We start from the raw sequence: 18,450 nt of genomic DNA on the forward strand, positions 1-18,450 counted from the left end.
TTTTTTGACCGCACTTTTTCGCCTTTATCCGCCTTGCGCTTTCAAGTATAATGCGGACATTTTTAATCACATTAGATCAACGATTATGAGCACAAAATTTAACGTAAAAACATTCCAAGGTATGATTTTAGCCCTGCAAGAATATTGGGCAAACCAAGGCTGCACCATTGTGCAACCTTTTGATATGGAAGTGGGCGCAGGTACTTCTCACCCAATGACTGCATTACGCGCATTAGGCCCAGAGCCGATGGCATTTGCTTATGTGCAACCTTCACGTCGCCCGACCGATGGTCGTTATGGCGAAAACCCAAACCGTTTACAACATTACTATCAATTCCAAGTGGTAATCAAACCTTCTCCAGATAACATTCAAGAACTCTATTTAGGTTCACTTGAAATGCTCGGTTTCGACCCGACCAAAAACGATATCCGTTTTGTGGAAGATAACTGGGAAAACCCAACCTTAGGGGCTTGGGGTTTAGGCTGGGAAGTGTGGCTAAACGGTATGGAAGTGACTCAGTTTACCTATTTCCAACAAGTGGGCGGCTTAGAATGTAAACCTGTAACTGGCGAAGTGACTTACGGTTTAGAACGTTTAGCCATGTACATCCAAGGCGTAGATTCTGTTTATGACTTAGTTTGGTCTGATGGTCCATTAGGCAAAACCACTTATGGCGATGTTTTCCATCAAAATGAAGTTGAGCAATCAACCTATAACTTTGAACACGCAAACACAGATTTCTTATTCTACTGCTTCGATCAATACGAAAAAGAAGCACAAGAGTTATTAGCCTTAGAAAAACCGTTACCATTGCCAGCTTATGAACGTATTTTGAAAGCAGCACACAGCTTCAACTTGTTAGATGCACGTAAAGCAATTTCGGTCACCGAACGTCAACGCTATATTTTACGCATTCGTGCCTTAACTAAAGGCATGGCGGAAGCCTACTATGCAAGCCGTGAAGCCTTAGGTTTCCCTGGTTGTAAAAAATAGGCAAAAAAACAACCGCACTTTAAGCATTAACACAACGATATAAGGAGATGATCATGAAGGATTTTCAATACCCAGATGATATCTACACGGAAGCAGAAACAGATTCTAATACACTTGCGAATTTAGGTCCATTGGTAAAATTAGCAGGGGTTTGGGAAGGTAAGCGTGGTGTAGATATCAACCCGAAAGCAGAAGGACCAGAAAAAGATCCTTATATCGAACGTTACGAAGCCCATCCAACGGATGCGCAAACCAATGGTCCGCAACTCTATTATGGATTACGCTATCACACCCATATTGTACAACCAGGCGAAGTGGAGATGTTCCACGATCAAGTGGGCTATTGGTTATGGGAGCCTGAAACAGGCAATATTTTATTAACAGGTAGCATTCCACGTGGCCAAACGTTTATTGCTGTTGGTAATGCACCGGCTGATGCGAAAGAGTTTACGGTAAAAGCAGTACGTGGTTCACTAACAAACGGTATTATTTCGAATCCGTTCTTAGAGCGTTCATTTACAACGGAAAGTTTTGAAATGACGGTAAAATTCCATGATGATGGCTCTTGGTCATATGATCAAACTACAACTATGATTATCCCGAATTATGATGCGCCGTTTGAACATCGCGATCGTAACCGCTTAACCAAAATTGGCGAACCGAAATTGAACCCAACTGCGGCAGCAGAACAGGAAGGTGAATAATGAAACCTATTCTTTATTATGCGGCAGATTGCCCTGATACTGCGCCATTTGTCGCGGAGTTAAAACGCTTGGGCGTGGATTATGAGTCAGTGGAAGTACTATCTTCCATCCCGAATTTGAAACAATGGTTACGCTTGCGTGATCGTCACGCCGCATTTGATGATGCAAAAGCACAAGGCTATGCGGGCTTTCCGGCGTTATTGTTAGATGATGATCGTGTTATTTTAGATGAATCTAAATTAAAAGAGATTTTCTAAAGTGATGAAAAAAATGTTAGCTCTTGCAACTTCTGCTATGATTTTGACCGCTTGTAGTAATGCGCAACCGCAAGCTGAAATGCTAACTGTGGGCGGTCAAACCGATGCTCACGGTTGCTTACCAAGTGCGGGGCAGTCTTATTCTTATTTGAGAAAAGCCTGTGTACAAGTGTTTGATGTAGCGGATATTAAGCTAGACGACCCCGCCAATAAAACCCAAGCGGTTTACGGCATTCTTTCGGAAGATAAACAACAGGTTGAAGTGTTTGCTTCTGATTTGCCTGAAAACATGATTTTAGAGGTAGTTAAAGGCGGCTATGTCTCCAAAGACGGTAAAGTGCGTTTAATGAAAACCAAGAAAAGTTGGAAGATTCGTAAGTAGTTTCATTTCATAATAGAAGTAACAAGTAATCCTAAGGAGCTTACTATGACAATTGAATTTAAAAATGGCGTTCCTACTTTCTTTGGGCAAGGACCTACGATTTGTTTGCGTGATCCCTTAGCTGCATTTTTAGGTGCAGCAGAAGGTGGTTTAATGACCTATTCTTATCAAGATGCAGTGAAACTGGCTGGTCATTCTTGCCCGACTGTTGCAGGAAGCTTTGTTGCGGTTATTCGAGGTTTAAAAGCGCTTTATGGTAATGACATGCCAGAGCGTGGCACTATTGAAGTATTGATGACAAAAGGTAGAGAAGAAGGTACAACAGGTGTGGTTGCCTCTATCGCAACATTACTTACAGGCGCAACAACGGAGATGGGTTTTGCTGGCATGGGTGTGGCTAAACGTTTTTCTCGCAGAAATTTATTGAGCTTCAATAATGAAACTGATGCGACCTTCATCTTAAAACGTAAAGATAATCAAAGTGCGGTTAAATTAACCCTTAATTTAGATGAAGTAGCCCCATGGTCAGATGAAATCCGTGAGTTGCTGCCAAGAGCATTTAACAATCAATTAAAAGCAGATGAAATCACGCATTTCCAAAGCCTCTGGCAAGAACGGGTAAAACGCATTTTAGTGGATTGCGTGAATGAAGAAAGATTGGTACTAGTAGAAAAATTAGATTAGGTCTCGAATATGAAAAAAATAATCCTAAAATTCACCGCACTTTTGCTTGGCTCAGCTTTAGCAAGTAGCGTGTTGGCAACAGAAAATGGCTCAAATTCCTCAAGTTCTGATTATGAATTAGAGAAAGTATTGATTTTTAGCCGACATGGGTTGCGTTCACCAGTGGAAAAAGATCCGCAAGAAATGGCGAAATATTCCCCTTATGAATGGGCGAAATGGGATGTGCCATCAGGTTATCTCACGGCAAAAGGTACAGTATTAGAAACCTACTTCGGACAATATTTAGGTCAATGGCTTGCGGATAAAGGGTTATTAACGACAGAACGTTGTGCATCGGGCGAAGGTATTTTCGCTTATGCGAATGGTGTGCAACGCACCATTGCAACAGGGCAAGCGATTGTTTCTGGCGCATTTGCCGGCTGTAATGTTCAACTGCAACATCACGGTAAAATTGGTTCAGAAAAAGATCCAATTTTTAACACGCAGGCGCATAATCCAAGTCAAGCCTTGATTGAATCTGCAAAAAATAACGTTGATTTAACCGCTTTACAGCAAAAATTAGCGCCAAATTATGCGCTATTGAGTGAAATCATCGATTACAAAAACTCACCAAACTGCTTGCAAAAAGGCGAATGTGATTTAGGTAAAAAAGTCGGTGAATACAGTATTAAAGACGGCAAGTCGGTCAAAATTACGGGTTCTATCAGCACAGGAAAGAAAATTGTCAGTGCATTATTACTCGCGCATTATGTGGGCAAGCCTGATTCAGAAATCGCAAACGGGCGCGTGAATAGCCAAGAAAAATGGCGTGCAATTAACGAAATTAAAAACGAATATTACCGCACTTTATTTAAAAACAACGAAGCGTTGGCACAAAATGCCTCATATCCGTTATTGGCATTTATTCAGCAACAGCTAAATAGTGAGAACAAAATTAACTTATTGGTTGGACACGATTCTAATATCGTCGCTCTGCTTGCAGCACTAGGTGTTGAGCCTTACGAATTGAATGATTCATTAGAAAATATCCCAATCGGTGGCAAGTTACTATTTGAAGTGTGGAAGCACAAACCAAGTGGTAAGCTAAAATTTAAGTTGGATTATGTGTATCAAACCACTGAACAACTGATTAACATCACGCCATTAAGTTTAGCAACACCACCAAACCAAACAGCATTAACCCTCAAAGGCTGTGAAAAAGATGAAAAGGGCTTTTGTGATTACGAGCGTTTTCAACAGGTGTTGAGGGAGAGTATTGAAAACGGTAAGAAGTAGCGTTCATGCAACCCTATGAAAAATACTTAAAAGAAAATTCGCAGAAACTGCGAGTGGATCAAACGGATGCGGAAAGAAAATTATGGCAACGCATCAATCGAGATCAATTATTAGGATTTCGATTTAATCGACAAAAGCCACTTTTAAGTTATATCGTTGATTTTTATTGTGCGAAAGCGAAGTTGATTATCGAATTAGACGGTAGTCAGCACTATGAACCTGATTATCAGGAAAAGGACGCATTGCGAGATGCAGAATTAAATTCACTTGGTTTTACGGTGATGCGATTTAGCAATGATGAAGTTATACGTGAAATTGAAGCGGTAGTTGAGCAGATTTATTTGTTTTTAGAGAATGTGAGGGCTGATTGAGTATAAGGTTGATTAACTTCTGCCACAAACGCAAGCGTTTGAACGTTGCTTTAGCAACGGCACGAAGTGCGAGCGAAGCAAGTAAATCTCCCCTAACCCCTCTTTGCTAAAGAGGGGAATTATTGAGTAAATTGATAGTAACTGGCTCATTTACATTTTAATTTCCAATAGAGATTAAATTATCTTCTTTCAAAAACGTTAAAGTAGAACATAAATATTTAATTCCCCAAAGATCCAATCCCCTCTTTAGCAAAGAGGGGTAGGGGAGATTTGGCAGAAGTGATAACGAAGAAAATAATCAAATAGGACATGAATTTCTTAATTTACATGCGCTATAAGAGATAACGGAAAATATAATGAAGCAACATACTTATCAAACTACGGTAGAGTGGGTTGGAAATTTAGGAGCTGGTACTTCATCTTATATCGCATACGAACGGGATTTTATTGCTTCGGCATTGAATAAACCTAATATTTTAGGTTCTGCTGATCCTGCTTTTCGTGGCGATAAAACTCGTTGGAATCCTGAAGATATGCTACTGGCATCTATTTCTGCCTGTCATAAATTATGGTATTTACATTTTTGTGCAGTTAATAACATTATTGTGCAAGAATACCGTGATGAAGCAATAGCGATTATGGATGAAGGTAGTTCTGAGCATGCTGGCCGATTTATTTCGGCAACATTAAAACCTCGTGTGAGAATTTCAAGCGAGTCGGATGCCGTTAAGGCATTGGCATTACATGAAAATGCGCATCACGCGTGTTTTATTGCAAATTCACTTAATTTTCCGGTGAAATGTGAAGCTATTATTGAAAAAGATTAAATTAAAATAAAATGGTGCCAACGCGCACCTTACCAGAGAAAACAAAATGACAACCCAAAACTTCCTAGTAGAAATCGGCACAGAAGAGCTGCCACCAAAAGCTCTCAAAACATTAGCGACCTCTTTTGCGGATAACGTTGAAGCGGAATTAAACCAAGCGGGCTTAACCTTCGACAAAATCGAATGGTTTGCGGCGCCGCGTCGTTTGGCGGTGAAAGTGTTGAACTTAGCCACACAACAACCGAGCAAAGAAATCGAAAAACGTGGTCCAGCAGTGTCAGCCGCCTTTGATGCAGAAGGCAAACCGACCAAAGCGGCAGAAGGCTGGGCGCGAGGTTGTGGCATTACTGTGGAACAAGCAGAACGCATTGCGACTGATAAAGGTGAATGGCTTGTTCACCGTGCAAAAATTGAAGGTCAACCGACCAAAAACTTACTTAACGACATTGTAGCTAATGCGTTGACGAAATTGCCAATTCCAAAACCAATGCGTTGGGCAGATAAAACCGTGCAATTTATTCGTCCGGTTCATACTGTGACTATGTTGTTAGGTGATGAATTAATTGAAGGCGAAATTTTAGGTGTGGCAAGTGCTCGCACCATTCGCGGTCACCGTTTCTTAGGCGAGAAAGAATTTGAAATTCAACACGCAGACCAATATCCACAATTATTACGTGAAAAAGGTTCTGTCGTAGCTGATTTCAACGAGCGTAAAGCAGAAATTCTTGCAAAATCTCAAGCAAAAGCAACCGCACTTGGCGGTGTGGCTGATATTGAAGAAAGCTTGCTTGAAGAAGTGACTTCCTTGGTGGAATACCCGAATGTATTAGCGGCAAAATTTGAAGAGCGTTTCTTATCCGTGCCGGCGGAAGCCTTGGTTTACACTATGAAAGGCGACCAAAAATATTTCCCAATTTATGACAAAGACGGCAAATTATTACCCCACTTTATTTTCGTATCGAACATCAACCCAGAAGATCCAACCGCGATTATCGAAGGTAACGAAAAAGTGGTTCGTCCACGTTTAACCGATGCGGAATTCTTCTTTAAAACCGACTTAAAACAAAAACTGGTTGATCGTTTACCGCGTTTAGAAACCGTGTTGTTCCAACAACAATTGGGTACATTGAAAGACAAAACTGACCGTATCGAACAACTTGCAGGCGAAATTGCAAAACAAATCGGTGCTGATGAAGTGAAAGCAAAACGTGCGGGTTTACTGTCAAAATGTGACTTGATGACCAACATGGTATTTGAATTCACCGATACGCAAGGTGTAATGGGGATGCACTATGCTCGTCATGATGGTGAAGACGAAGAAGTGGCCGTGGCGTTAAACGAACAGTATATGCCACGCTTTGCGGGTGATGAATTACCAAAATCACTCGTTGCAAGTGCGGTCGCTTTAGCGGATAAATTTGACACCTTAACGGGGATTTTCGGCATCGGCCAAGCACCAAAAGGTAGTGCAGACCCATTTGCACTTCGTCGTGCGGCATTAGGTGCATTACGTATTATCGTAGAGAAAAACTTACCACTTGATTTAGAAGATTTAGTGAAAAAATCAGCCGCGCTTTTCGGTGATAAACTCACCAATCAAAATGTGGTTGCTGATGTGGTGGACTTTATGCTCGGTCGTTTCCGTGCATGGTATCAAGATGAAGGCATTGCGGTGGATGTGATTCAAGCCGTATTGGCGCGTCGTCCAACTCGCCCTGCTGATTTTGATGCGCGCGTGCGTGCGGTTTCACACTTCCGTACTTTAGATTCAGCGGAAGCGTTAGCAGCAGCAAATAAACGTGTAAGCAACATCTTAGCGAAAGTGGATGCTGCAATTGGCGAGATCAATTTGACTGCTTGCGTAGAGCCAGCAGAAAAAGCCCTTGCTGAAGCGGTACTTGCATTACGCACTGAAGTACAACCGCTTATTGCACAAGGCGATTACACAGCAGTATTAGATAAATTAGCGAACTTGCGCGCACCGGTAGACAGTTTCTTTGATAACGTAATGGTAAATGCTGAAGATTCAGCATTACGCCAAAACCGCTTAGCGATTTTAAACACGTTACAAGGCTTGTTCTTGCAAGTGGCGGATATTTCTGTTTTACAATAAAAACATAAAGGGCAATGAAAATTGCCCTTTCATTTACCTCAAAATAAGAAGGAAAGCACAATGTCAAAAACTGAAATTTTATTTAGCAATAACTGGAATGTTCGCGTTAGTGATCCAGGTGAGGAAGGCAATGTAAACCACTTTTTCGAAACTGTTTATCTTACGCTTGAAGCCAAAATTGAGAACGGCAAAGCGGCTTATGAATTCGTGCGTAAAGTGGAAGATGATGTGAAAGTACAACGCCAATTCACTGATTTAGATGAGCTGTTTGAGTTCTTAGGTCAATATTTAAGCCCTGTTGCCTTGGGTAATGTGGGTGTGAAGATTGGGCAGTTGAATCTTACGTAATTAGCTTTCTTTCTGTGGAGGGAGAGGTCGAAGGCGGAGGGAGGGAAAACAAGCGGTCTAATTTGGCTCATTTTTTGCAACTCCGTTACAATCTCTCCCCCGTTGCTTTGCAACAGCCTCCACAAGCATAGGGGTGCAGTAATCTTTTAAATAACAAATTTATGCCAAGCACAACGAATCCTTTATTCCAACAAACCTCCCCTTACTGGGACTTCCTTCGCCTTGAAAAACAGGTCAGTCCCCATACGCTCAAAAATTACCAACGCCAATTATTCGCTGTTTGTGAGTTGCTTGATTATCAACAAGAGCAATCTTGGTTGGATGTCGATAGTTCAACTGTGCGTTGGGTGTTAAGCCAAAGCCATAAACAGGGCTTAAGTGCAAAAAGTATTGGTTTGCGATTGGTCGTGTTGCGGCAATGGTTTGCTTATCTTTTGAAGATGGGCGAAATTAGCGTGAACCCTGCGGTGGGCATAAAAGCACCAAAGCAGCCAAAGCATTTGCCGAAAAATGTGGAAGCGGAACAGCTTTCCCAATTGCTAAATGTCGAGGCAAATTCACCGCTTGAAAAACGCGATTTAGCGATGATGGAACTGATGTATAGCTCCGGTTTGCGTTTGTCTGAATTGCAAGGCTTAGATTTAGATAAGTTAGATTTACAAGCGGGCGAGGTACGTTTGTTGGGAAAAGGAAACAAAGAGCGAATCGTGCCTGTGGGTTCGAAAGCAAAACAAGCGTTAGAAGCTTGGCTTGCTGTACGTGGTGCATTTTCACCTAAAGATAATGCCATTTTTCTGAACCAACGCGGCGGGCGGTTATCGCACCGTTCCATTCAGCTGATTATGGAAAAATGGGGCAAAAAACAGGGGCTAGAAGCCCATATTAATCCGCATAAACTCCGCCACTCATTTGCAACGCATATGTTGGAAGGCTCAGGCGATTTACGTGCGGTACAAGAACTACTCGGACACAGTAGCCTTTCAACGACCCAAATTTATACCCATTTGGATTTCCAACATCTGGCTCATGTGTATGACCAAGCCCATCCACGAGCACATCGGAAAAAATCTTAATTTTTTTGAGCAATCTTGCCGTCAATTTCCACAACAAGCGGTATAATTTTCAGCAAAGATTGCTAAATTTGAGACCGCTATGACCGCCTTTATCGAAAATATTTCCAACCATTTTCCACCTCTTTACTTCGTGTTAGCCCTGCTTGGCATGGCGATTGCCTTGTTTATTCAGAATAAATTGCGGATGGACACCGTAGCACTCCTTGTAATGCTCGGCTTTGGTTTAAGCGGTATTTTGACCAGCGAAGAAATTTTTGCAGGCTTGGGCGATCCCAATATCGTCTTGCTTGCCTTGCTCTATATTATTGGGGAAGGCTTGGCACGCACGGGCGTGGCAAATATGATCAGCGATTGGCTGATGAAGGTGGCAGGTGCAAGCGAGGCCAAGCTATTGGTGCTGTTAATGCTTTCAATTGGCTTGCTTGGATCATTTATGAGCTCAACGGGTATTGTGGCGATATTTATTCCTGTGGTATTGGCAATTTGTGCAGGCATGAATATTTCTCCGCGTCGCCTGATGATGCCACTCAGTATGGCAGGTTTGATTAGCGGTATGATGACATTAATTGCCACTGCACCGAATCTTGTTACCCATTCCGAGCTAATCAAAGAGGGCTACAAAGGCTTTCACTTTTTCAGTTTTACGCCGATTGGCATTGTGGTGCTGATTTTGGCGATTGCTTATATGCTCGTGGCTCGTCATTGGTTAAATGATGACAAAATCGCCCCTAGCTCTCCCAATCATAGCGATGACTCTATGGCAAAACTAATTGAGGAATATCAGCTTAACGGGCGTGCAAAAATGGTGATTTTGGCGACAGATTCACCTTTCATCGGTAAAACAATTGATGAACTAAAACTGCGTTCGCTCTATCAAATGAATGTGATTGCGGTGCAACGTTTTAAGAATTTTAGCCACCTTACGCTTGCCGCCTTTGGTAATACGCAGTTGCAGAAAAAAGATATTCTACTAATGGATATTGGCATCAGTGAGGCGGAATTTGAAGCGTTATGCGAACAGTTCAAACTGCAACGCATTGAGCTAAAAGGCAGTTATTTTTCTACTCACGCCAAATCGGTTGGCATGGCAGAGTTGGCAATTAAACCTGAAACCGAAAGTGTGGGACGGAGCATTAACGAGCTTGGTTTTCGCTCACGTTATGGCGTAAGTATTATCGGGATTAAACGCGATAAAACTATTTTACAAGATAACTTGTTGAATGAAACACTGAAATCTGGCGATATTTTGCTGGTGATTGGGATTTGGTCGAAAATCGAGATGTTGGTAAATAACCGCAAAGATTTCTTCTTGCTCACACTGCCAAAAGAGAGCAAGCAAGCTGTGCCAGCAGCCAGTCAAGCACCGCATGCGATTTTTTCTGTATTCGTAATGGTTCTGCTAATGGTAACGGGTATTGTGCCAAACGTAATTGCAGCCCTGATTGGCTGCCTATTACTCGGTAAATTCCGCTGCATTGATATGAAATCAGCCTATGCTTCGATTCATATCCCAAGCCTTATCCTAATTGTCGGAATGATGCCATTTTCGATTGCAATGCAAAAAACGGGAGGGGTCAGTTTGATGGTGGAAGAGTTTATCCGAATGACTGGGGGCGAGAGCACCAGCTCATTCTTTATTTTGCTTGGCTTATTCGCCTTAACCGCAGTGGTTGGGCTCTTTATCTCCAACACCGCCACCTCAATTTTAATGGCACCGATTGCAATTGAAATTGCTAAACAGCTCGGCTATTCGCCAACCGCACTGGTTATGGTAGTCGCAATCGCCTCTTCCGCCGCCTTTATGACCCCAATTTCCTCGCCTGTGAATACCATGGTAATTGGTCCTGCAGGCTACCGATTCGGCGATTTTGTGAAGATTGGCGTGCCATTTACAATTATCGTAATGTTCGCTACGGTGTTATTGGTGCCGGTGTTGTTTCCATTGCAATAAAGCACCATAGCAGACAAAGCATAATAAACAAAAAGGCAGTTTCTCTGATGAAAAACTGCCTTTTTTTCTATCTAATTATTATCTAAAAACAAAGGTTACAACAATCCACCTTGTCCTAAAGCAGGATCAGTATCACGAGCTTTTAATGCATCTTCAACGGTTAAACCTAATGCCTTCGCAACGCCTTCACCATATGCAGGATCACACCAGTGGCAGTTGCGGATGTGGCGATATTTGATGAAATCAGGTGCATCGCCCATTGCAGCTGCAGTGTTGTTGAATAACGCTTGTTTTTGCTCTGCGCTCATTAAGTTAAATAATGCACGCGGTTGGCTGAAGTAATCGTTATCGTCGTTGCGATAATCCCAATGTGCCGCATCGCCATTGATACGAAGTGGTGGTTCAGCAAAATCTGGTTGTTGTTGCCATTGGCTGAAGCTGTTTGGCTCGTAGTGCGGTAAGCTACCGTAGTTGCCATCTACACGGCCTTGACCATCACGTTGGTTGCTATGAACAGGGCAACGTGGACGGTTTACTGGAATTTGACGATAGTTCACGCCTAAACGGTAACGTTGTGCATCCGCATAGTTGAATAAACGAGCTTGTAACATTTTATCTGGGCTTGCGCCGATACCTGGAACTAAATTGCTTGGTGCAAAAGCAGATTGTTCTACATCAGCAAAGAAGTTTTCTGGGTTACGGTTAAGTTCAAACTCACCCACCTCAATTAACGGATAATCTTTTTTCGGCCATACTTTTGTCAAGTCGAATGGATGATAAGGTACTTTTTCCGCATCTGCTTCTGGCATAATTTGTACGAATAGCGTCCATTTCGGGAAGTCGCCACGTTCAATTGCTTCATATAAATCACGTTGGTGACTTTCGCGGTCGTTTGCAATCACTGCAGCCGCTTCCGCATCGGTTAAGTTTTTGATGCCTTGTTGTGTATGGAAATGGAATTTTACCCAGAAACGCTCGCCTGCTTCGTTCCAGAAGCTGTAAGTGTGTGAACCGTAACCGTGCATATGGCGGTAGCTTGCAGGAATACCACGATCACTCATTACAACGGTTACTTGGTGTAATGCTTCTGGTAATAATGTCCAGAAATCCCAGTTATTTGTTGCTGAACGCATATTAGTGCGTGGGTCGCGTTTTACCGCTTTGTTTAAATCTGGGAATTTACGTGGATCACGTAAGAAGAACACTGGGGTATTGTTACCCACTAAGTCCCAGTTACCTTCTTCGGTATAGAATTTTAATGCGAAACCGCGAATATCACGCTCTGCATCAGCCGCACCACGTTCACCTGCAACAGTGGTAAAGCGTGCGAACATTTCTGTTTTTTTGCCCACTTCACTGAAAATTTTTGCACGAGTATATTTAGTAATGTCGTGTGTGACAGTAAAGGTACCAAATGCACCAGAACCTTTCGCGTGCATACGACGCTCAGGAATCACTTCACGCACGAAATCGGCTAATTTTTCATTAAGCCACAAATCTTGTGCAAGTAACGGACCACGCGAACCAGCGGTTAAGCTATTTTGGTTATCTGCAACAGGTGCACCGTTGCCCATGGTAAGGTTGGTATGCGCAAAAGGGCATTTTGAAGAACTCATAGGAAACTCCTTGTAAAATAAATAGGTAATCGTTAGGTTGAAATAAATTTCGTAAACATCTTACAAAAAGGTTTTAACGATTGAAAGCTATTAAATCAATTCAAGAAAACTATTTCTACCTATTCTTTTAAAAGAAAAACAATTTCCGATTCGCTCTATCACTCATAACGTTTCACCAACATCGCCATCATCCTCGTCACATAAGCAACGCCAACCAAAATCGCAAAATAATCCATAAAACGATCAATTAAACAACATTAAAAATATTCATAATGAATTGGAAAATTATGAAGTTGCATAATGTATAAAAAAGTTAGAAGATGTGAACTAAGCAGTTTAGACGGCTAAACGTCTAAATAAATCCCAATTTAAAATAGTAGGAGTACATTATGACAACAGCACACATCTTAGGCTTTCCTCGTGTAGGGGCAAAACGTGAATTAAAATTTGCACAAGAACGTTATTGGCGTAAAGAATTAGCAGAGCAAGATTTATTAGATTTAGCGAAAGCATTGCGTGAAAAAAACTGGAAACATCAAGCAGCGGCGAATGCGGATTTTGTTGCAGTGGGCGATTTCACGTTCTACGATCATATTTTAGATTTACAAGTGGCAACTGGGGCAATTCCTGCTCGTTTTGGTTTTGATAGCCAAAATTTAACCCTTGATCAATATTTCCAGCTTGCACGTGGTAACAAAGATCAATTTGCGATTGAAATGACCAAATGGTTTGATACGAACTATCACTATCTTGTGCCTGAGTTCCAAAAATCGACCGCTTTCAAAGCAAATCCAGCTCATTACGTGAATCAAATTCGTGAAGCGAAAGCGTTAGGCTTAAACTTCAAACCAGTGATTGTTGGTCCATTAACATTCTTATGGTTAGGTAAAGAAAAAGGCGAAGCGTTTAACCGTTTCGATTTATTAAATCAATTAGTGCCTGTTTATGTTGAAATCTTAAACGCATTAGTGGCTGAAGGTGCGGAGTGGATTCAAATTGATGAACCTGCATTAGCATTAGATTTACCTGCAGAATGGGTTGAAGCCTATAAATCTGTTTACGCTGAATTAAGCAAAGTGAACGCAAAATTATTATTAGCCACTTATTTTGGTTCAGTTGCACAACACGCTGAGTTATTAAAAGCCTTACCTGTTGCGGGCTTGCATTTAGATTTAGTGCGTGCACCAGAACAACTTGCAGCATTTGAAGATTACAGCAAAGTGCTTTCAGCAGGCGTGATTGAAGGCCGTAATATCTGGCGTGCAAACTTAAACAAAGTGTTAGATGTATTAGAGCCACTAAAAGCAAAATTAGGCGAGCGTTTATGGATTGCACCAAGCTGTTCATTATTGCATACCCCATTTGATTTAGAAGTGGAAGTACAATTAAAAGAGAAAAATCCTGCACTTTATAGCTGGTTATCTTTCACGCTACAAAAAGTAGAAGAATTAAATGTATTAAAACAAGCCTTAAATCATGGCAGAGCTTCTGTGCAAGCAGCATTAGATGCAAGCCAAGCGGCAGCAGATGCACGTGCAACCTCAAAAGAAATTCATCGCCCTGAAGTGGCTGAGCGTTTAGCAAACTTGCCAAAAGGTGCGGATCAACGTAAATCGCCATTTGCAGAACGTATTGTTAAGCAAAATGCGTGGTTAAATTTACCGCTTCTGCCAACCACAAATATCGGTTCATTCCCGCAAACGACTGAAATTCGTCACGCCCGTGCAAGTTTCAAAAAAGGTGAGTTATCTCTTGCAGATTACGAAGCAGCGATGAAAAAAGAGATCGAATATGTGGTGCGTCGCCAAGAAGAATTAGATTTAGATGTGTTAGTTCACGGTGAAGCGGAACGTAACGACATGGTGGAATACTTTGGGGAATTATTAGACGGTTTCGCATTCACTAAATTTGGTTGGGTACAAAGCTACGGTTCACGTTGTGTAAAACCACCAGTAATTTACGGTGATGTCACTCGCCCAGAGCCAATGACAGTACGTTGGTCTCAATATGCACAAAGCTTAACAAACCGCGTGATGAAAGGGATGTTAACAGGCCCTGTGACTATTTTACAATGGTCATTCGTGCGTAACGATATTCCACGTTCAACCGTATGTAAACAAATCGGCGTAGCGTTATCTGATGAAGTGTTAGATTTAGAAGCAGCGGGCATTAAAGTCATTCAAATCGATGAGCCAGCAATTCGTGAAGGTTTACCACTTAAACGTGCAGATTGGGATGCGTATTTACAATGGGCAGGCGAAGCATTCCGTTTAAGCTCAATGGGCGTGCAAGATGATACGCAAATTCACACTCATATGTGTTACTCTGAATTTAACGACATCTTACCAGCGATTGCGGCATTAGATGCAGACGTAATTACCATCGAAACCTCACGTTCAGATATGGAATTATTAGATGCCTTTGTGAAATTCAACTACCCGAATGACATCGGTCCAGGTGTGTATGATATCCACAGTCCACGTGTACCAACCGCAGGTGAAATTGAACACTTATTACGCAAAGCGTTAAAAGTAATTCCAAAAGAACGTTTATGGGTAAACCCAGACTGTGGTTTAAAAACACGTGGTTGGACAGAAACCATCGACCAATTAAAAGTGATGGTGGATGTAACGAAAAAATTACGTACTGAGTTAGCGTAAGCGGTGAGATTCTAATAATAATTTACAAGGAGACAAATGCCCGTATTTGAGAGAGGCACTGATCTGACCCCAAAAAGTTAGACTTATTTAGTTCAAGGACCGAGTTCTGTCATTCACAGGGCTCGGTCCTTTTAGTTTTCCCTGAATGTGCTCCTGGTTGTAATAATGAAGCTTGAAAAGAAAATTGTATTTGGCCATAAAAAATCTGCACCTTAGCCAGTTGGTTGTTTTGTCCAACTTTTAGGAGCAGATCATTCTGGAAGCAGAATATCGTCGTTTTCTTCGTTGAGGTTCAGATTCGTCCATTGAGGAGTTATTTACTAATTAAAAAACACACGCCAATTTAAATCCGTATTAAAGTGCATTTTTCTCACCCGAATTCTACCGAAAAGACTAAATTTTGAACGCAGTTTGTGATTCAAACTAACTTCATAATAAAGAATAAATAACATGAATAAATAACATGAATAAATAGAAAAAATATGCAGGTTATGGTTATGGTTATGGTTATGGTTATGGTTATGGTTATGGTTATTATTCTTAAAAAATTTCTTTCTATTTCAAATAACAAAGTGGTACAATCTCTTCCCGAATTCTGTTTATCTATTTCTAGTTCAGTAAACAAATGAATTGATATCTCTAAAAGTTAATTTCACTATTTATAATAAATCGGGCCATAAAATGAACTTTATACGTTGCATAACATGGAATGTTATCGGCTTTTTTAATATAACCAAGCTATTATTGAGTCAACTAGTCTTTTATCACTTCCTGCTTTCCAGGCGGAAACACTCTTCTCATTAAACACTTTAATTTGTCCCCCCCAGTCGTTCAATCTCCTCAAGTTTTCCTCTGAGTATTGAACTGGGTCATCTAAATTTTTCAAAATAGGATTAAAAATATGAATCATATCTATAAAGTTATTTGGAATACAGTCACACAAACATGGGTTGCCGTTTCCGAACTTAGCCGAGCAAAAGGCAAAACAAAATCAAGTAAAACATTAAGTGCGGTAGTTTTAGCGGCAGTTTCTGCTGGGGCTATTGTTGGGGATGCTGAAGCTGCAACGAACTTTGTACAGAATCAGACTGGCATTGCAATCACGAGAACAGGAGGTGATGCTCCAGCAACAGCTTCAAACCGCTGGGCAATCGCTGTCGGTGATTCAGCTAAAGCAACTAATGAATACTCTATTGCAGTAGGCGGCCACACAAATGCAGCAGGTGAAAGTGCAATAGCTATTGGTAAACAAACTGAGGCTCATGAAACGGGAGCAACAGCAGTTGGACGAGTAACTTTAGCGAACAAACAGTATTCAAGTGCCTATGGTGCCCAAGCAAAAGCAACTGGAGAGCAATCAACAGCATTAGGTTATGTAGCCAACGCAGCCGCCTCAAATAGCCTAGCAGCCGGCGCCTTAGCTCAAGCTCAAGGTAAGAGCTCTGTAGCCTTAGGTAGAGACGCCCAGGCTTGGGGAATCGGGGCTAGCGCCGTGGGTGAAGGCTCAAGAGCAAATAACTGGAATGCTTTTGCGGGAGGTAATGGCGCGCAAGCAACGGGCTCTTGGGCAACTGCCGTGGGCCCCTCAACGCTTGCATCTGGCGAGGCATCAGCAGCCTATGGTGATGGCTCCGAAGCAACAGGTAAAAAATCTATTGCGATAGGTTCCCACGCCTCTGCCTCGGCAGAAAATGCGATTGCTATTGGTAATGGCACAAAAGCAACAGATAAGTCTGAAAATAGTTTAGTTATTGGTCAAGGGGCGGTAGTAACTGCAAAAGATGCTACAGTTGTTGGTCCTGTTGCTCAAGCAAATGGAGAAAACGCGACAGCGGTGGGGCGTGGTGCGGCAGCGAATGGCACGGAATCAACCGCTTTAGGTCGTGGTTCAGTAGCAACTGGTAACCAATCTATTGCATTAGGTAAAGGTGCTAACGCTAAAGTAGACAGCGGTGTGGCACTAGGTGATGATTCTGTTGCTGATCGTACTGCGCGCAGTCAAAATGGAATTGTTATTAATACTAGCGCTCCTAGCAAAAGCACAGGATTTAATACTGAAAACAGTGTTTATGCACCAGTACGTTTAGTGGGTGACCCTGAAGCATTAAATCTAATTAAAAATACTATAAAAGGTAACAAAGGTGCGGTTTCCGTGGGGGATTCTGGCAATACTCGCCAAATCATTAATGTTGCTGCGGGTAGTGCCGATTCTGATGCTGTCAACGTGGCGCAGTTAAAGGCTGTTGTGGGGACAATCAAACATTATAACGTAACCTCTAAAGATGGGGATATTACCGTTAATCCCGATACCACCGATCCAAATAAGACTGTTTGGGATTTAAAAATAAATCCTAAATATAAAATCAAATATTTCTCAGTCAAGTCAGAGGGTGGCGCCAACGAAAATAATGATGGTGCCACAGCAACAGATGCAATTGCGATTGGTAAAAATGCTTCTTCTACCGGCTCTAGTGCCGTAAGTTTAGGTTTAGGAGCTAAGGCTTTAGGAAACAATAACACCGCCATTGGAGCAGGAGCACAAGCAAAAGATGTTAGAACAACAGCTATTGGTTACAATGCTAAAGCTGAAGCTGCAAGTGCGGTTGGTATTGGATACGAAGCCAATGCGACCCAATCACGTTCTGTGGCAATAGGTCAAGATGCAACCGCATCAGCAAATAACGCTATCGCACTTGGCTCAAGTGGACAACAATTAGGTAACGACAGACCAAATAAAACTACTGCGAGTGCTGAACACGCTGTTGCCATTGGCTCAGGTGCCGTAGCAAACATCACCAATGGTATTGCTTTAGGCTCACAATCAAAAACAACTGCAGCTTCAGGTCAAACTGGCTTTGATGCTTCTCAAGCTGTAGATGGTGCTCGCGTTAATAAATATGAAGACCTAACGAATAACAAGAAAAATGTCCGCACTTCTACTTTAGCGGGTCTTTCTATTGGTGATACTGGCAAAACCCGTCAAATCAACCACCTCGCAGCAGGTACAGCAGATGATGACGCGGTAAACGTAGCGCAATTAAAATCCGTTAACCTTGCATTTAAAGGTAATAGTGGATCAGGCGATGTACGTTTACATGATCAACGTTTATCTGTTGTTGGCGCTGCAAATAGCTTTATTACAACCAAAGCAAGTGATAAAAAATTAGAAATTAGTACTAAAACAGGCGAGATTAC

General features: G+C 41.8%; 15 protein-coding genes. 14 read left to right on the forward strand and 1 reads right to left on the reverse strand.

The genetic code is table 11. From position 1 onward, the window contains the following. Positions 1-85 precede the first annotated feature (85 nt). From glyQ to B0184_RS08165, 12 genes are all read left to right on the forward strand, one after another. Positions 86-994, forward strand: coding sequence for a glycine--tRNA ligase subunit alpha (glyQ, locus tag B0184_RS08110; protein WP_005709718.1), 909 nt, complete (start codon positions 86-88; stop codon positions 992-994). Between the two features lie 53 nt (positions 995-1,047). Next, on the forward strand, positions 1,048-1,698 hold the full coding sequence (locus tag B0184_RS08115; protein WP_005709803.1) for an FABP family protein: 651 nt from the start codon (positions 1,048-1,050) through the stop codon (positions 1,696-1,698). Then, positions 1,698-1,955, forward strand: coding sequence for a hypothetical protein (locus B0184_RS08120; protein ID WP_005709778.1), 258 nt, complete (start codon positions 1,698-1,700; stop codon positions 1,953-1,955). The genes B0184_RS08115 and B0184_RS08120 overlap by 1 nt, the downstream gene beginning before the upstream one ends. A gap of 1 nt (position 1,956) precedes the next feature. Then, positions 1,957-2,337 (forward strand): hypothetical protein, encoded by a 381-nt coding sequence (locus B0184_RS08125; RefSeq protein ID WP_005709733.1) that lies wholly within the window; start codon positions 1,957-1,959, stop codon positions 2,335-2,337. A gap of 45 nt (positions 2,338-2,382) precedes the next feature. Beyond that, entirely contained in the window at positions 2,383-3,021 is a 639-nt protein-coding gene (locus B0184_RS08130; protein ID WP_005709788.1) for a hypothetical protein, read from the forward strand. A gap of 9 nt (positions 3,022-3,030) precedes the next feature. Further along, positions 3,031-4,296, forward strand: coding sequence for a histidine-type phosphatase (locus B0184_RS08135; protein WP_005709768.1), 1,266 nt, complete (start codon positions 3,031-3,033; stop codon positions 4,294-4,296). Positions 4,297-4,301: 5 nt separating this feature from the next. After that, the gene (locus B0184_RS08140) at positions 4,302-4,667 is read left to right on the forward strand and encodes an endonuclease domain-containing protein (protein ID WP_005709776.1); all 366 of its coding nucleotides are present in this window, start codon (positions 4,302-4,304) and stop codon (positions 4,665-4,667) included. Between the two features lie 356 nt (positions 4,668-5,023). Then, positions 5,024-5,494, forward strand: coding sequence for an OsmC family protein (locus B0184_RS08145; RefSeq protein WP_005628144.1), 471 nt, complete (start codon positions 5,024-5,026; stop codon positions 5,492-5,494). Positions 5,495-5,540: 46 nt separating this feature from the next. Beyond that, positions 5,541-7,607, forward strand: a complete 2,067-nt coding sequence (gene glyS / locus B0184_RS08150) for a glycine--tRNA ligase subunit beta (RefSeq protein WP_005709738.1) — start codon at positions 5,541-5,543, stop codon at positions 7,605-7,607. 60 nt (positions 7,608-7,667) lie between these two features. Then, complete coding sequence (locus B0184_RS08155) at positions 7,668-7,955, forward strand: DUF5377 family protein (RefSeq protein WP_005709713.1); 288 nt, start codon at positions 7,668-7,670, stop codon at positions 7,953-7,955. Positions 7,956-8,116: 161 nt separating this feature from the next. Continuing rightward, a complete protein-coding gene (gene xerC, locus B0184_RS08160; RefSeq protein ID WP_005709720.1) occupies positions 8,117-9,028 on the forward strand; it encodes a tyrosine recombinase XerC in 912 nt (303 codons plus the stop codon). A 79-nt stretch (positions 9,029-9,107) separates the two neighbouring features. Then, positions 9,108-10,979, forward strand: coding sequence for an SLC13 family permease (locus B0184_RS08165; RefSeq protein WP_005709746.1), 1,872 nt, complete (start codon positions 9,108-9,110; stop codon positions 10,977-10,979). 95 nt (positions 10,980-11,074) lie between these two features. Here B0184_RS08165 and B0184_RS08170 read toward each other — a convergent pair whose 3' ends face one another. Further along, a complete protein-coding gene (locus tag B0184_RS08170) occupies positions 11,075-12,595 on the reverse strand; it encodes a catalase (RefSeq protein ID WP_005709752.1) in 1,521 nt (506 codons plus the stop codon). A gap of 389 nt (positions 12,596-12,984) precedes the next feature. Between B0184_RS08170 and metE the strand changes: the two genes are divergently transcribed. Continuing rightward, positions 12,985-15,255, forward strand: a complete 2,271-nt coding sequence (gene metE / locus B0184_RS08175) for a 5-methyltetrahydropteroyltriglutamate--homocysteine S-methyltransferase (protein ID WP_005709798.1) — start codon at positions 12,985-12,987, stop codon at positions 15,253-15,255. A gap of 901 nt (positions 15,256-16,156) precedes the next feature. Continuing rightward, positions 16,157-18,450: ESPR-type extended signal peptide-containing protein (locus B0184_RS08180; protein ID WP_078177661.1), on the forward strand; the 2,294-nt coding region annotated here is incomplete at its 3' end.

It is taken from the genome of Haemophilus paraphrohaemolyticus (genome assembly GCF_002015045.1).
Classification (GTDB): domain Bacteria; phylum Pseudomonadota; class Gammaproteobacteria; order Enterobacterales; family Pasteurellaceae; genus Haemophilus_A; species Haemophilus_A paraphrohaemolyticus.

Bases quoted from the DNA above. Each gene is read 5' to 3' on its own strand.
- xerC (WP_005709720.1), top strand. From the start codon at position 8,117: ATGCCAAGCACAACGAATCCTTTATTCCAACAAACCTCCCCTTACTGG.
- metE (WP_005709798.1), top strand. From the start codon at position 12,985: ATGACAACAGCACACATCTTAGGCTTTCCTCGTGTAGGGGCAAAACGT.
- glyS (WP_005709738.1), top strand. From the start codon at position 5,541: ATGACAACCCAAAACTTCCTAGTAGAAATCGGCACAGAAGAGCTGCCA.
- B0184_RS08120 (WP_005709778.1), top strand. From the start codon at position 1,698: ATGAAACCTATTCTTTATTATGCGGCAGATTGCCCTGATACTGCGCCA.
- B0184_RS08140 (WP_005709776.1), top strand. From the start codon at position 4,302: ATGCAACCCTATGAAAAATACTTAAAAGAAAATTCGCAGAAACTGCGA.
- B0184_RS08165 (WP_005709746.1), top strand. From the start codon at position 9,108: ATGACCGCCTTTATCGAAAATATTTCCAACCATTTTCCACCTCTTTAC.
- glyQ (WP_005709718.1), top strand. From the start codon at position 86: ATGAGCACAAAATTTAACGTAAAAACATTCCAAGGTATGATTTTAGCC.
- B0184_RS08155 (WP_005709713.1), top strand. From the start codon at position 7,668: ATGTCAAAAACTGAAATTTTATTTAGCAATAACTGGAATGTTCGCGTT.
- B0184_RS08135 (WP_005709768.1), top strand. From the start codon at position 3,031: ATGAAAAAAATAATCCTAAAATTCACCGCACTTTTGCTTGGCTCAGCT.
- B0184_RS08115 (WP_005709803.1), top strand. From the start codon at position 1,048: ATGAAGGATTTTCAATACCCAGATGATATCTACACGGAAGCAGAAACA.
- B0184_RS08130 (WP_005709788.1), top strand. From the start codon at position 2,383: ATGACAATTGAATTTAAAAATGGCGTTCCTACTTTCTTTGGGCAAGGA.
- B0184_RS08170 (WP_005709752.1), bottom strand. From the start codon at position 12,595: ATGAGTTCTTCAAAATGCCCTTTTGCGCATACCAACCTTACCATGGGC.
- B0184_RS08145 (WP_005628144.1), top strand. From the start codon at position 5,024: ATGAAGCAACATACTTATCAAACTACGGTAGAGTGGGTTGGAAATTTA.